Raw genomic sequence first — 13,459 nt, 5'->3', positions numbered from 1 at the left:
TCATTGCTTCTTCCTTATGAGAATTGATCCAATTGGTCTCATCCACGTTCGCGGTGAGAAATTTTTCTACCGTTCCGAGATTCTGATTGAGGTAGTCTGTTCTAGCTATTATGTTCGCTGTGACATATTGTCCGTGCGGCCACAACGATCGTTCATCCAAAAAGATTCTTGCACCTGCCTCTTTCACAAATTTAGCACCCCATGGTTCGGGCACCCAAGCTCCATCAATTTGTTTATTCAGCATCAAAGTGAATATGTCGGATATCTGAGCAGAAACTACCTCTACATTACCTCCCTGCTCTTTGGTCTTGTACCCATTTTTAAGAAGATATGTTCTCATAGCGACATCTTGAGTGTTTCCAACTTGAGGTGTGGCAAATCTTTTGTTAGCAAAATCTTTTGGGGATTCAATTCCGGAGTCATTTCTTACTACAAATACGGTTCCTCCACTCGCCGCTCCTGAAATTACTTTCAGCGCTTTGCCATCAGATACAATGTAACCGTTTATGGTTGGATTCGGGCCAACGTAGGCTAAATCAATCTGATTTGCAAACAATGCCTCAATGAGCGGAGGTCCAGAATCAAAAACCTCCGGCCTTATTGTAACATTAGTTCCTATCGCTCTTTGAAAATCTCCATTTGCTAATCCTAATAAAGCTTGGGCATGATTTAGAATAGGAAAGTATCCGATCCTAAGTACGTTCGAAGAAGTGCTGATTGCACTACTATTCCCAGCCGTTGATTCTGGTGAATTCGGCATGGCTGACGTAACTACAACTGCAATGATTATCGCAGAGGCGGCTGCTAGCTTAATTGATGCCTTCATTGGCTTATCCTGGCTGGTTGAGGCACGGTGCCATATCGAATATTACTGCTATGGAATATGCATTACAAGAATACTATATGCAAGTTTAGCACTGGTTTTAAAAATTAATTCATATTTCATCACATAAGTTCTGAACTATGTTCGTGAGGGTTCTTTTGATTAAGGAGACGATCCGCTGCCTAACCTTCCCGCCCTTTTAACTACGTTCGCATATCCAAATAAGGGACAAATATGGCTAACGGATTTGAGGTGTGCTGTGTCCGTGCCTTCTCCTTTCAACAAGGGGAGAGTTCACTTTTCATGTTCCTATTTGTTATCCCGTATAAATTTAGGTGTGGTTTTTTTGCTCTAGAGTACACAGGCAACTAAATATTTAATCAGAAATGTGTCTAGATAACAGATTTACTTCCCTGTCTCATGCCCAGGTAGTTTCTTGTCAGTTTGTCGATTCAAAGGTCGACGAATTATTCTTTAGTGAATTTAGCATTCTGGCTAGCCTTAAATCCAAATTAAGGCTGAGGTTAGTCAAAATAAGGCTTAGCCTATACTCTGGCCGACCATATTATGGTCGTTTTGTCCCAGTCAACTTTCATGTAACGTATTTCCTGTGGCATTAGAGATCTAGTCTCTGTTAAGTCATTAAATTTCTCTGTCTTTGTAATAATAATGAACTCGCTTGAATTTGTGCTCTACCATACATCGTCGGAAAAATCACCCATGAGCTCTCGATGTATTCGTTTATAGTATTCGTTTATAGTATTCTGCCTGCTCTTTTAATAAATTAGGTTCAGGTTCAATGCCATACGGGTCCAATTCTTGTTCTTGTTTCGATTGTAATTCGTAATCTTCTGGATCTCTTTGTGTTTGTTCACAAGGATTAATACAAAAGTCATTCATCCTTGGCCCTATTAGGCCAAATTGTGGAAAGTCTGTCACAGATATATTCAATTCCCGTTCAAATTTTCGGACACCCTTTGCATAGTATTCCATCTTTTCATAATCGCCCTCGGATTTTGCGATTTTATATCCTTTCCAGCACTTTTTAAGTGCACCCCATGTCTCAGTATCATAAAAGCCGGAATAAAGTAAGATTTTGTCTCTTCTATTATATTGCTTTTTTAGACTTGAGACAATTCCATGTACTGTATTGTCTAGATAATTGTAGCTTGACCTTCTATACCTTTTCTTCACTAGACAATCACCATAATGTAATCAACCAGTGGCGATCTACGCCCACTGTGCTCTTCATCTATATAAAATCAACACCTAATTCACCTTTGCAATTGTCTGCAAAAATTTAAAAACAATAAATCTGTATGCGGCACCATATAGGCGCGCTCTGTACGAAACAGAATTCCATTGTTCAACCACCACTTAAAATCGGCTGGGTCAATTCAGAATGATTTTTGATGGCAAGTTCAGGAACAATGTCTAATAAAATTAAAGGCGATTGTGAACCACGCTCCTCATTAGTAATAATTTTCTACTCATTAGTTGCTGGATATCAAGTATTGGTATCAATCAACTTCACAATCAATCTACTTACTTATGGAAATTATTGATAGAGATAGGAAAGGAAAACTAAGCAAGGCCATGATCAGCTTTTCTTACAAGACCAAATTGATAAAATCAATTTACTATTTGTTATGATCATATGTGATGACTATGAACGTAAGTGGTGTGGTAAATTACTAACAGGTAAAATGATTAGTTAACTAAATGTAATTAACATTTATCAATGAGGACTAGAAATTGATCCCAGGTTAGCATTATTTCTGTCAGAATCCGTCTCTATAGTAATGGAAATATCCGCCTTTGGTACCTAATGTGTTATCGATCTATTATTGACATACAGGTACTTCCAGGGAATTTAGTGTACAGTGTCTATTTTATTTTATTTATTTTATTTTATAATTCAGTCATGATGAATTCAGAGCTAAAATCAGAAATCCTCCGGGCCATTTTGAAAAGAATTCTATGGTATAAATCCAAATCCAGAGACCACGATAAATGAAGTTACCTTGAATCTATATTGGCGTGTAGAAAAATGGTAGGTTACGCGATAATATATCTATCTGCAGTTATCTTCCTAGCTTCTTTGTAAAGTATTTTTCCACATACTGATCAATTCATAGTATTGAAGATAAAACGCTTGGCCACTCCGATTAGATGCATTCTACTTTAAGACCAGCCGTTGTTAATAATTCTTTGAGGCCAAGCGCAATCTCGAGCAATTGAATTACTGATTCCAGCATTTGTGATATGACCAAAAATCCTATTTAGCCGTAAACATAAATAATAAAAATTAATCGTTAGCTTTTGTAACTTCTAGCTTGAGTTTTGGAAAAGCGATCTGCTAGTCTTAAGGGCTCTGGTAACCTTTCCTTTGGCAAAATTAAACTGGAGACAATTTTTACTGCGGTTTCCAAAGTTAACCCGTGACCAACGCTAATGTATATTGGTTTTTTATTCGCTCTAGTTAACTCGAATCCACAGGGCATACCACCAATTAAAATTGAGTGATCATTTCTTACGACACCACAAAGGAGACTTTTAGCCACTCCTATCGTTGGAAGATCTAATAATATACCAACATAACAGGCTAGGCCACATTTTCTCGGATGTAGAACCCCGTGACCATCGATCAACAACACATCAATACTTGACCTAAGAGGCCTTAAAACATTCAGAAGTGCCTCTGACTCTCTTAACATAAGGTATCCGGGGATGTAGGGATTAATCACGAGAGAAGATTTGTGAATGTTTTTTACCATCCTCATAGTTTGTGTATTAATTAAAACAGCTGAACAGTATGCAACATTTTTTTTATATGCAACATCGATACCACAAATGTTAGTTGGCTCCTTACCTAAAGTATCCGCAAGTACCACCAATTTTGAGAAATCTTCTTGTAACTTTTTCGTCTTTGCTATGACTTGGGACTTAGCTGTAGTATCAATAGAAGTAGCCAACTTGAAAGGTCGACTCTTAATCCTATTTATACCTCCTGTAATTGCCGATCACAATTGAATGTGACATAGTCAAAGTGGTTGTTCCATAATAGTCATAGCAAGAGTAAACAAAACGGAATTATACAATATCGAGATTCTTTGCTGAAATCAAATGTTGCACAACTTTCGCCTTCGAAATTTCTAACTTTGCTGTTGAAGGCAATTCGAATTCTTTTAAAGAAATTAGTCAGATGCTATTGGAGGCATTTGTATTTCTCAATATCTATCTCGCAGCATCTGGTACGACAAGCCTAAATGTATTGTTTGCATAGCTCAATATTTGCTTCTGATATCGCTATTTTTCAAGCCCTAAAGGATCTTCCTGCAGAGAATGACTATCACAGACCCATTTACGCAAAATGTCAGCTTCGAGTTCTGAATGATACGCAGAATTATAATGATATCTATACAACAGCCAGGCCGGCTACTTTGTGACTGATAACCGGTGAGGCTATCCTATCTCTCAACGCTGAATGACAGTTTAACACATACTCGATACTCTTCTATTTTACCTGTATTGCTATCCACACGAGCAGTCATGTCTGTAACTTCCAATCCTCTAATCCCATGAACGGTCTTGGCTGCCTCTGTTATAGCAACTTGGGCCGCGTCTTCCCAACCTTCCTTTGAACTTCCTACGAGCTCCAATATCTTGGCCACTGACATACCTTTCAGTTGAATAGCATATCTTATAATACTTCCTCCTTTACTCAGCCCTGGTCGGATGTGGAATCTGAATTTTCCATGTGTACTACAACAACAATGAATTATCTATCATTATGAGTATTCATTAACAATCTCGAGCTTATCCTCAGATTCTAGATATGCCCAAACTGCAAATCTGCGCGTCTCCTGAGATCCATTGGTCTTACAGCGTCACACCCCTTGTGCCATCTTCTACCATTCCTTATGAGTTGACTTCGCGGGTCTCGATATACGATGCTTACAAAACCGTCACCGCCAATCTTAGCCAGTACCCTGCCTGCGGAAAATTCAACTTTGTTAACATATTAACATTATAACTTGGTTGTGGCTTTCCTCGCTGAAGATGGAATTTTTTCAGCTTGCTCACCCCATGAAGTTAGAGATACCACTTTAGGAAAGGACTGATGGATTCCATCTTTTCCTATCAGATCTATAGGTGTCTCCAGAAGGCTCTGATCACAGAGGATCTGTTCCTTTTTTCAGGCTTCATGTTCGGATCATCTAATGCATCCTCCTCCAAAAATCATAGCCAATTAATCCTAATCCAATAAGTATTAGTATTATTGGTATTACTGAGAGAATGCTTGGTCCAAATAGTCCTCGGGCATAGTTGATCGCATCCAGAACCAATGAAGCAAACAGTGCACATACACCAGCTAAGAATAGTTTGGAAAGACTGAATCTGGCCAATTTTTGCTAGAATATACTAGCTCCAGTGCTATTAAAATTGACTGGGCAGCAAGATTTGATTGTGTTCGTCCTAGTACTCAGCTGATGGAAACTTGGTTCGAAACTGAAGCTTTGTGTGAATCGAAATAACAGAGAGCCGCAGCTTCACAGATAATTCGACGAACCAGCCCTCTCTCTAAAGCTGCATAATTCGAATAACAATAACGACTGCTAATCAATTATATAGACTGTACTGACAATAATGGGTATGAGCTCTATAACTGTAGATGCTAAGTGGCTTGCATCTCGTTTGGAGAATCCTGAACTAGTCATCTTAGATGCAAGAGGTTCAATTCCTTACAGCTTTGGGCACATTAAAAATGCAAAACCTCTGGGTTTGGAAGATGTTATCCGCGTGTCAGAAGAGGGGGCGAGCTTGGTTATAGATGGGAATGAAGCTGAAAAGTTGTTTAGTGCTTTTGGAATTGACGATTCTAAAGATGTCATAGTCTATGGCGAGGCTTCGGATCCTTCGGTCGGTAGAGTAGCCTGGACACTGATGTATTACGGGCATCGTAACGTTCAAGTTCTTGCGATCGGATTTAGTAAATGGTTACAGCTTGGTTATCCTGTTACACGGGATGTCCCCAAATCAGTGGTACGTGAGGCTTCTAAGGCTAACATTGAAGCACAGCTCAGGTTTAAACCAAAGATAACCGAATCGATCAGAGCGGATGCAGAGTACATAAAGAAAAGATTGGAAGATCCAAATGTTCTATTCTTGGACGCAAGGACTCCTCAAGAGCATTTCCAAGCCAGAATTCCAGGGTCCATATTGGATAATTGGGAGGATGGAGTAGGACACGCTGGCGAAATGCTAAAAGGCAAATCCGAATTAGAGGAGGACTTTGAGCGCAAAGGCATAGGAAAAGAGAGCGAAATAATATGCTTTTGCCACGCTGGTGTCCGCGCATCACACAAATATCTTCAGCTGAAGCAAGCTGGATATGAGAGAGTGAAGGTATATGATGGGTCTATTATCGATTGGGCTAAGCGAGGTTATCCGTTACGGTAATCTGACTTTCTTCTTAAGGTCCATATTTTCTTGTACCATGTACCTACATTAGGATATATGGACGAGAAATCGCCTTTTAAAGGACGGCTGAGCAACGAAGGCTAGGCTCGTGTATATGGACGCTAGGCCAGGATATGCAGTGGTCTATGCAGGGATACATTCCGAAACTCTAGGTATCCACCCTATGGTCAACCTGTCGAGTTGACGTTGACGTCATTGCATCTAGAATTCTTAATTAAAAAATTTTAAAAAATTTGTCTCTACCAGGTGCCGAATCGAACACCTAGCTATTCGCTCCAAAAATGAGTACTCCACGCTTCCAAGTGGCATGTATTATTATGGAACGCAAGATTGTAGAAGAAGCTTATATTACAAACGAAGATAGTATAGAGTTTGATATATCTAAGCCAGATGGTTGATGTGTAACCTTTCGCAACGTTATAATATTCTTAGCCTGCAGTAACAATTGCAAAGGTGTTAATGATTGAAATCTTCAGTAAGCGCTTTTATGTTACTAGCTGCTAGTTGTGGAATGTTGCTTTTTGCATCTCCTGCCTATGCACAGACACCAAATGGCTCCATGAATAAAGTCACAAGCGGCGGAACCCTTCATGTTATCCTACTGCCAAGCCCAAGTCCGATAAAAAAAGGCGCTCAAACTAATTTCAAAGTTAGCTTTGATCAGAAAAGTGGCGCGGCTGTTCAGCCACATATAGATTATGACTTTGTTATTACTCAAAATGGGAAGCAATTGTTTCAGGCATCTGCTCTCGCAGGACATCCAAACCAACCATTGCACACAGCTGAAGGTGTAGTAACGATACCGTATACCTTCCCTCAACCAGGCAGCTACCAAGTTACTGTCACGGTGTATGGGATTCTTTTCAATCCAATAAATCCAGAAAAAGCTCAATTCCCGTTAGCTGTGACATAAAGAGCGTCGCTCCATGACATTTTTCTTTTGGTAGTGACCACATCGGAGGATGTTTGGTTTTATTGGCCGACAGTGACCTTCATATAAGGTAGCTATTCGGATGGCAGCATGATTGTGCGATTCGGCATGCCAATCCATGGACAACTGAAAAGTACCATGACAATTTTGATCTTGATTGCTATTTTCAAAGAAGGGACATGGAGTAGTCCCAAAATCTTTATTTGGGCAGTAAATACTATAATTCTACAAGGTAGGGAGTAATCAGGGAGACAAAATTGACAATGCTCCTATCAATATTTCAGTTGAGCATAAGTCCTGAATGGATAATCATAGGCCTCCTTGCACTCTTCTTGATCTTTGGTACCAAGAAGACCCCACAAGTATCTAAAACAATAGGTAAGGCGATAGGCGAGTATCACAAGGCCCAAGAATTATTGAGAAGGGAGATCCAAGATGCTACATCAGGAGCAGCTACCACTAATAATGACTTGAATCTTATGAACCCTCGAATTAATGGCCCAGTGGCGTCTGAACATGAAAAGTTACAGACAATTGCAAAGTCGCTTGGCATCGACTACGAAGGTAAGAATGATGAAGAGATTAGAATATCAATCTCAAACAAGCTCCAAAGTACCGGTGCTTAGCTTTTTTGTCCGATTTGGTATTTAATTAATGCTATCTTGGATCTGTTCTCTTAAGACCCACTGAGCTTAGAAAATACACTAGCGGAGAAGTTAAATAGTTTGGATTAAAACAAGATTTACAGCCCATTTACAGCAGCATAGGCGCATTCAACACTTTTTTTTGTGTTGTATAATGTCAGAATCAAGAAATGTTTCGACGATAAACCCTTTCGATATGGCACTAGAACAGCTGGACGAAGCTGCCAAGTTAGTCAATCTTGACAAAGGATTACATCAAGTCCTTGCCCACCCAAAGAGGGTTCTGGTAGTTTCAATCCCTATCAAGATGGATAATGGAGAAATTCAGGTTTTTACTGGTTTTAGATCGCAACATAATGATGCAAGGGGCCCATATAAAGGCGGCATAAGGTATCATCCCCAAGTTACTATCGATGAAGTGAAGGCTTTATCAATGTGGATGACGTGGAAGTGTGCCATAGCTGACATCCCGTACGGTGGCGGGAAAGGAGGCATTATTTGTGATCCCAAGCGCATGTCTGAAGGAGAACTTGAGCGAATGACGAGGAGATACGCTTATGGAATAGCTGACATTATTGGCCCTCGCACTGATATACCTGCACCTGATGTGTATACAGGCGGTAAGGAGATGGCATGGATAATGGACACTTACTCCGCACTAAAAGGAAATTATGGTCAGCCCGAAATCATAACTGGAAAGCCACTACAAATAGGAGGTTCATTAGGTCGTGCAGAAGCCACAGGGAGAGGCCTATCATTTACTGTACGCGAAGCGGCAAACAGGTTGAAGGTAAATATGCATACTGCTACAGTTGCAGTCCAAGGCTTTGGCAATGCTGGCCAATATGCCGCTCAGCTTCTTGAAGAACAGGGCGCGAAGGTTATCGCTGTGTCGGATTCAAGGGGGGGAGTATATAACAAAAACGGAATACAGGTCGGAGCCCTCAGAAAGCACAAAGAAACAAAGGGATCCGTTATAGGGTTTGCAGAAAGCAAGTCCATTGGTGATTCTGATGTTCTCGAGACCGATTGTACCATCCTAATCCCAGCCGCACTTGAGAACCAAATCACAAGGAAAAATGCTTCAAAAATTAGTGCAAAGATCGTTGCGGAGGCAGCTAATGGGCCAACCACCACTGAGGCAGATGATATTTTGTACAAAAATAAGATATTGGTAATCCCAGACGTTTTGGCCAATGGGGGCGGCGTAACGGTCTCTTATTTTGAATGGCTACAAAACCTTAGAAGGGAGTACTGGAGTGAAAATCAAGTAAACGACAAGTTAGACAAGAACATCACTCGAGCATTTTCTGATGTATATTCTACGCATGAGAAATATCAGGTAAACATGCGAAAAGCCAGTACCCTATTGGCAGTGAATAGAGTAGTTGAAGCGATAAAAATAAGAGGATTGTGGCCTTAGAGGCTCGTATAACGAAAATAGCGAGGATGAAGCTTCTCTTCTATACCGAATTTAATCAGTATTGAAGGAATGTCCACACGAACAACTCTTTGTTACGTTGGGATTGTTAATCTTGAAACCCGCTCCCATCAAACTCTCAATGTAGTCGATGTTGGCACCTTTCAGATAGCGTTGGCTGTATCCGTCTATTAGAACCTTGACACCATTTTGCTCAATGATGTGATCGTCCTCTTCAGCTTTTTCTTCAAATCCCATGCCATATGACAGGCCAGAACATCCACCACCAGATACATAAACTCTCAAATATAGGTTATCCTTGCCTTCTTGTTTCATAAACTCTCCAACCTTTTGCGCAGCCTTTTCGGTAATAGTGATGATCTGACTCAGTTCTGTGCTTTCCATCAACAATTATTTGGTTTTATAAATATAATAACCTTTTCCTGATATTTTAGACACGCTCAGGCGGTTTCAAAGTGTGTTCTGTTTTATCACGCCTAACGACAACAGAAGCCTTCAAGAGTTAGGTCTTGCCACTATTTTAGACCATTTCGCTAGACTCCCAGCAGCCGTTACCCAAGAGGTGACCGTGCCATAAACTGGAACATTTTGGTCTTCGATTTGAGCCGAAATCTTCTGGGTGAAGGGGCCACCCATTGCACCTACGATGACAGGCTTTTTCTTTTGTTTCTGGAACTCGGCCAATACATCTACAATTGTAACTTCCAATGGATCGTCTTGAAAAACGAACCACGCCATGACAATATCTACACTGGGATCGTCCAGAAAGGTTTGGATTGCAAAGTGGTAATCGTCTGCGCTTGCAGAACCAGTAATGTCACACGGGTTGCCTACGACATAGGTTGCAGGGTAGTGATCTTTTAATTTTTTCATGCTATCATCAGTAATTTCAGCTAGTGACAACCCTAGTTTTTCAAAGTGATCAATAGCTGCAATAACTGGCCCTGCCCCGTTCGTGATCATTGCAACTCTGCCACCACTAGGAATAGGTTGCCAGATTAATGCCTTGAGCGAACCAGTCAGCTCCTCGTAACTATCGACGGATATAATCCCAGCCTGATCTAGCGCTCCTTTAACCACTGCATACGACCCTCCTAGCGAGCCTGTATGAGATTGTGCTTGCTTCGCGCCTCTGCTTGTTCGTCCGTTTTTGAACACGACTACAGGTTTCTTGGCTTCATGAATTACTTTTCGTGCTGTGTTCATAAATTTACGCCCGTCTCCAAGCCCCTCTACATATAGTCCTATAACTTTCGTTTGAGGATCGTTCGACAGGTACCAAATCATATCTGCCTCGTCTACGTCGGACCGGTTGCCATAAGAAATCATTTTGCTCATACCAAATGTGTCAGCTGTCTCCATAAAAGCAATGCCAACTGTGCCACTTTGCGAAAGAAATGCGACGTTTCCGTTTTGAGGCCTCAACATACGTTCGTGGCCCTGAAAAGCACAGTCGAGCCTGTTTTGACCGTTGAACATCCCAATACAATTAGGCCCAATTATCCTAACCTTTAGCTCTCTAGAGAGTTCTTTTATTTGCTGCTCGATCGCCGCTCGCTCTCCTCCAAGTTCCTTGCCACCTCCTGATATAATGACCATGTTGTGAATATTCTTCTTGCCACAGCTCTTCAATAGTTCAGGAACGAACTTGAGATCTACGGTGACTACCACCACTTCGACCGGTTCGGTAATATCGTCGAGGTTCTTGTATGCTTTGACACCCATAATCTCGGGATAACCCTTTGCGTTGACAGGATAGACTTTCCCCTTGTACTCGTGCTTTACTAAACTTTCGAAAACTGAATTCCCCACTTTGCCTTTCTCAGGGGAGGCACCAATCAAGGCAATCGATTTAGAATTGAAGAAAAGATCCATATAGGATGCATCTGGCTCGGATTTTGAAATAGCTTCCGGGTTAGGTTTGTCCCTTAGAATTATTTTAGCATCAACTACACAATAACTGTCTCTATACACAATAATTGGATTGAAATCTATACTCTCATAGTACGGTGCTAAATCAGTCCCAAGTTTTCCTATAGAAGCTATGGCATTTGCTAGCATATTCTTTTCGACCGGATCTGAGCCTCTGAACCCATTCAAAATCTCTTTTCCTTTTAGGTCATCAATCATGTCTATCGCATCCTTGGTAGTAATAGGAAGGACTCGAAATGATACGTCTTTAAATATCTCAGTATTGATGCCGCCCATGCCAACCATTATTACAGGGCCGAATTGGGGATCGTTTTGCAGGCCAATTATCAACTCGATACCCGCGGGAGCCATCTTCTCCAGCAATACTCCCTTCGCATGGTATTGCATATGAAGACGGCCGTACATGTCGACAAATGCATCCTTCACCTGGTCCTCTGAAGAGAGCCCAGTTTTGACCCCTTTTACGTCAGTTTTATGAAGAATTTTCGGCGAAACAATTTTTGCCACCAACGGAAACCCGATCTGTTTTGCCTTTTCGGCAGCCTCAGATTCGGTCTTGACCAGTGCATAAGAGGGAACTTTGATTCCATAATTTGTCAAGATTTCCTTTGCTGCGTCCTCCGTTACTATTCCCTCATTTCTTGAAAAGACCATGTCGAGAATCTCTCGTGCTTTCATTGACCCTTCCATTCGATAACCTGGAAAAAATGAGACGCATCTAATTAACTTTGCGCGCAAACGAGCCCAAAAAAGCAATCATAACAAAAATGCTCGAATTTGATTCAACGGTGGCAGTAGATTAGGCAAAGATGAGATAAGAATTATCCTGCGCTAAACCTAAAGGCAATTTTCAATCCCTAGCGGGATGATGTTCTATATCGTTTAACCGACTTGCTTGCAGCTATTATGATAGCGCCACCCAGTAGCTTGGTCTCAAATTCCACCTTGTCAAAGTGCTGGTTTAAAATTTCTTTCAGTACGGAGTTTTTGGGCCATTTCAAATAGGTACCGTGGAGTGTTCTGAACTTAAGGCCAGCCCTTCCGGCCACCACGAAAGCAATTATGCCTAGCACGTATCTCAAATAAAATGACACTAATTTCTCTAGCAGAACACTATCCGGCTTTCCTAAATCTACGATAATTAATAAACCGTGACCTCTTAGCACTCGAGCGAACTCTGAGATCGCCTTATTAAGCACAATCGCATCTCTAAGCGAATATCCGCAAAGAATCGCATCGAAAGTATCATTTTTGAAGGGTAGATACTCAAATACTCCAGCTGACATACTCGGACTCGAGCGTTCAGTTTTAAAAAGTTCCTTCGCAGTAAAAAGCATCTGGGGAATTGGATCGTACATCACAATATTTGCTACACCCTTTATTTCACTGAGCACTACACGAGACATATTCCCGTAGCCAGAACCAGCATCAAGCAATAGGCTACCTGAGTTAATGCGCCCTTTGACCCCTCTAATTCTAAATTTTGTGTCATTACCCAATGAAATAGCCTTATTTACCCTGTCATAGAACGGGATAACAGAACGTAACACTTCAATAACTTCGGCCCAGTATGTACCGCCGAGACCAGACAATATTGATTGCTAAATACATACGCCTTACTATTAGTTTTTATCGGAATTCACGATCAATGGAAGCTACCGATATTAAGAGGCCTGTCAATTCTAAAGTTCCTGGGCTAACAAGCGCTATTTCCCAAGTCCATATTGTTCTGCATCAATGATTAGCAGTTCCAGCTAATAGACCCTCTGGAAATGAGGTTTCCTCTAAGAAGGATTAAATACGAATAAATATTCTCAACTATTAATGTCGTCAGACAGCGAGTATATTTGTCAAGACTGTGGTTGTCTGCTCGTCCATACCAATCCTATTACGCTAGAGAGCATGAAGGAAGTCCATATTCAGTTATGCCCTATGAAGCGTCAAAAAGTTGCTCCGCAGATTGTTAACCGACCTCAAGCGGCGCCCAAAGCTATGGCAGCAACAATGACAAAATCAACAGATAGCGCTGTTGCTGCTGTAACTACTACTACCCCTGCTACTGCTGTGACCACTAGTACTCCTACGATAGGTGCTAGTGATAATACTACTATTTCTCTTAGCGGTACTGGCACAAACTATTCTAAACAGGAAGGTCCTATCGACCCTGATTTCAAATCAAAAAGGCAGGTTGTTGGAACCTTTAA

General features: G+C 41.1%; 11 protein-coding genes and 1 pseudogene. 5 read left to right on the top strand and 7 right to left on the bottom strand.

Annotation, left to right across the window (positions count from 1 at the left end):
- From DYY65_RS08260 to DYY65_RS08245, 4 genes are all read right to left on the bottom strand, one after another.
- A partial coding sequence (locus DYY65_RS08260) for an ABC transporter substrate-binding protein (RefSeq protein WP_162477493.1) occupies positions 1-826 on the bottom strand: 826 nt, incomplete at its 3' end.
- A 738-nt stretch (positions 827-1,564) separates the two neighbouring features.
- The gene (locus tag DYY65_RS08255; RefSeq protein ID WP_162477492.1) at positions 1,565-2,017 is read right to left on the bottom strand and encodes a hypothetical protein; all 453 of its coding nucleotides are present in this window, start codon (positions 2,015-2,017) and stop codon (positions 1,565-1,567) included.
- Between the two features lie 1,121 nt (positions 2,018-3,138).
- A complete protein-coding gene (locus DYY65_RS08250) occupies positions 3,139-3,798 on the bottom strand; it encodes an endonuclease V (RefSeq protein WP_162477491.1) in 660 nt (219 codons plus the stop codon).
- Positions 3,799-4,293: 495 nt separating this feature from the next.
- Positions 4,294-4,503: a dodecin family protein gene (locus tag DYY65_RS08245; RefSeq protein WP_162477490.1), complete on the bottom strand. Its 210-nt coding sequence runs from the start codon at positions 4,501-4,503 to the stop codon at positions 4,294-4,296.
- Positions 4,504-5,479: 976 nt separating this feature from the next.
- Here DYY65_RS08245 and DYY65_RS08240 point away from each other — a divergent pair.
- From DYY65_RS08240 to DYY65_RS08225, 4 genes are all read left to right on the top strand, one after another.
- The gene (locus DYY65_RS08240) at positions 5,480-6,286 is read left to right on the top strand and encodes a sulfurtransferase (protein ID WP_162477489.1); all 807 of its coding nucleotides are present in this window, start codon (positions 5,480-5,482) and stop codon (positions 6,284-6,286) included.
- Positions 6,287-6,770: 484 nt separating this feature from the next.
- On the top strand, positions 6,771-7,220 hold the full coding sequence (locus tag DYY65_RS08235) for a hypothetical protein (protein ID WP_162477488.1): 450 nt from the start codon (positions 6,771-6,773) through the stop codon (positions 7,218-7,220).
- Positions 7,221-7,501: 281 nt separating this feature from the next.
- Positions 7,502-7,864 (top strand): Sec-independent protein translocase subunit TatA/TatB, encoded by a 363-nt coding sequence (locus DYY65_RS08230; RefSeq protein ID WP_162477487.1) that lies wholly within the window; start codon positions 7,502-7,504, stop codon positions 7,862-7,864.
- Between the two features lie 172 nt (positions 7,865-8,036).
- The gene (locus tag DYY65_RS08225; protein WP_162477486.1) at positions 8,037-9,305 is read left to right on the top strand and encodes a Glu/Leu/Phe/Val family dehydrogenase; all 1,269 of its coding nucleotides are present in this window, start codon (positions 8,037-8,039) and stop codon (positions 9,303-9,305) included.
- Positions 9,306-9,356: 51 nt separating this feature from the next.
- Here DYY65_RS08225 and erpA read toward each other — a convergent pair whose 3' ends face one another.
- The 3 genes from erpA to DYY65_RS08210 all read right to left on the bottom strand — a co-directional run bounded on the left by erpA (position 9,357) and on the right by DYY65_RS08210 (position 12,847).
- Positions 9,357-9,707: an iron-sulfur cluster insertion protein ErpA gene (erpA, locus tag DYY65_RS08220; RefSeq protein ID WP_162477485.1), complete on the bottom strand. Its 351-nt coding sequence runs from the start codon at positions 9,705-9,707 to the stop codon at positions 9,357-9,359.
- Positions 9,708-9,818: 111 nt separating this feature from the next.
- Positions 9,819-11,933 carry an acetate--CoA ligase family protein gene (locus DYY65_RS08215; RefSeq protein ID WP_162477484.1) on the bottom strand — a complete coding sequence of 705 codons (2,115 nt, stop codon included), beginning with the start codon at positions 11,931-11,933 and terminating at the stop codon, positions 9,819-9,821.
- 179 nt (positions 11,934-12,112) lie between these two features.
- A complete protein-coding gene (locus tag DYY65_RS08210) occupies positions 12,113-12,847 on the bottom strand; it encodes a class I SAM-dependent methyltransferase (protein ID WP_162477483.1) in 735 nt (244 codons plus the stop codon).
- A gap of 340 nt (positions 12,848-13,187) precedes the next feature.
- On the opposite strand from DYY65_RS08210, the pseudogene DYY65_RS08205 reads away from it, so the two are divergent.
- A pseudogene (locus tag DYY65_RS08205) lies at positions 13,188-13,459 on the top strand (hypothetical protein); the annotation flags it as partial.

The sequence above is a fragment of the Nitrososphaera sp. AFS genome (genome assembly GCF_009898475.1).
Lineage (GTDB): Archaea > Thermoproteota > Nitrososphaeria > Nitrososphaerales > Nitrososphaeraceae > Nitrosopolaris.
The sequence above is the reverse complement of the archived record's forward strand: the minus strand, read 5'-3'. Positions and strand labels throughout refer to the sequence as shown.

What these genes read in the sequence shown, in the direction of transcription:
- DYY65_RS08245 (WP_162477490.1), bottom strand. Translation starts at nt 4,503, where the DNA reads ATGTCAGTGGCCAAGATATTGGAGCTCGTAGGAAGTTCAAAGGAAGGT.
- DYY65_RS08240 (WP_162477489.1), top strand. Translation starts at nt 5,480, where the DNA reads ATGAGCTCTATAACTGTAGATGCTAAGTGGCTTGCATCTCGTTTGGAG.
- DYY65_RS08230 (WP_162477487.1), top strand. Translation starts at nt 7,502, where the DNA reads ATGCTCCTATCAATATTTCAGTTGAGCATAAGTCCTGAATGGATAATC.
- DYY65_RS08225 (WP_162477486.1), top strand. Translation starts at nt 8,037, where the DNA reads ATGTCAGAATCAAGAAATGTTTCGACGATAAACCCTTTCGATATGGCA.
- erpA (WP_162477485.1), bottom strand. Translation starts at nt 9,707, where the DNA reads ATGGAAAGCACAGAACTGAGTCAGATCATCACTATTACCGAAAAGGCT.
- DYY65_RS08215 (WP_162477484.1), bottom strand. Translation starts at nt 11,933, where the DNA reads ATGAAAGCACGAGAGATTCTCGACATGGTCTTTTCAAGAAATGAGGGA.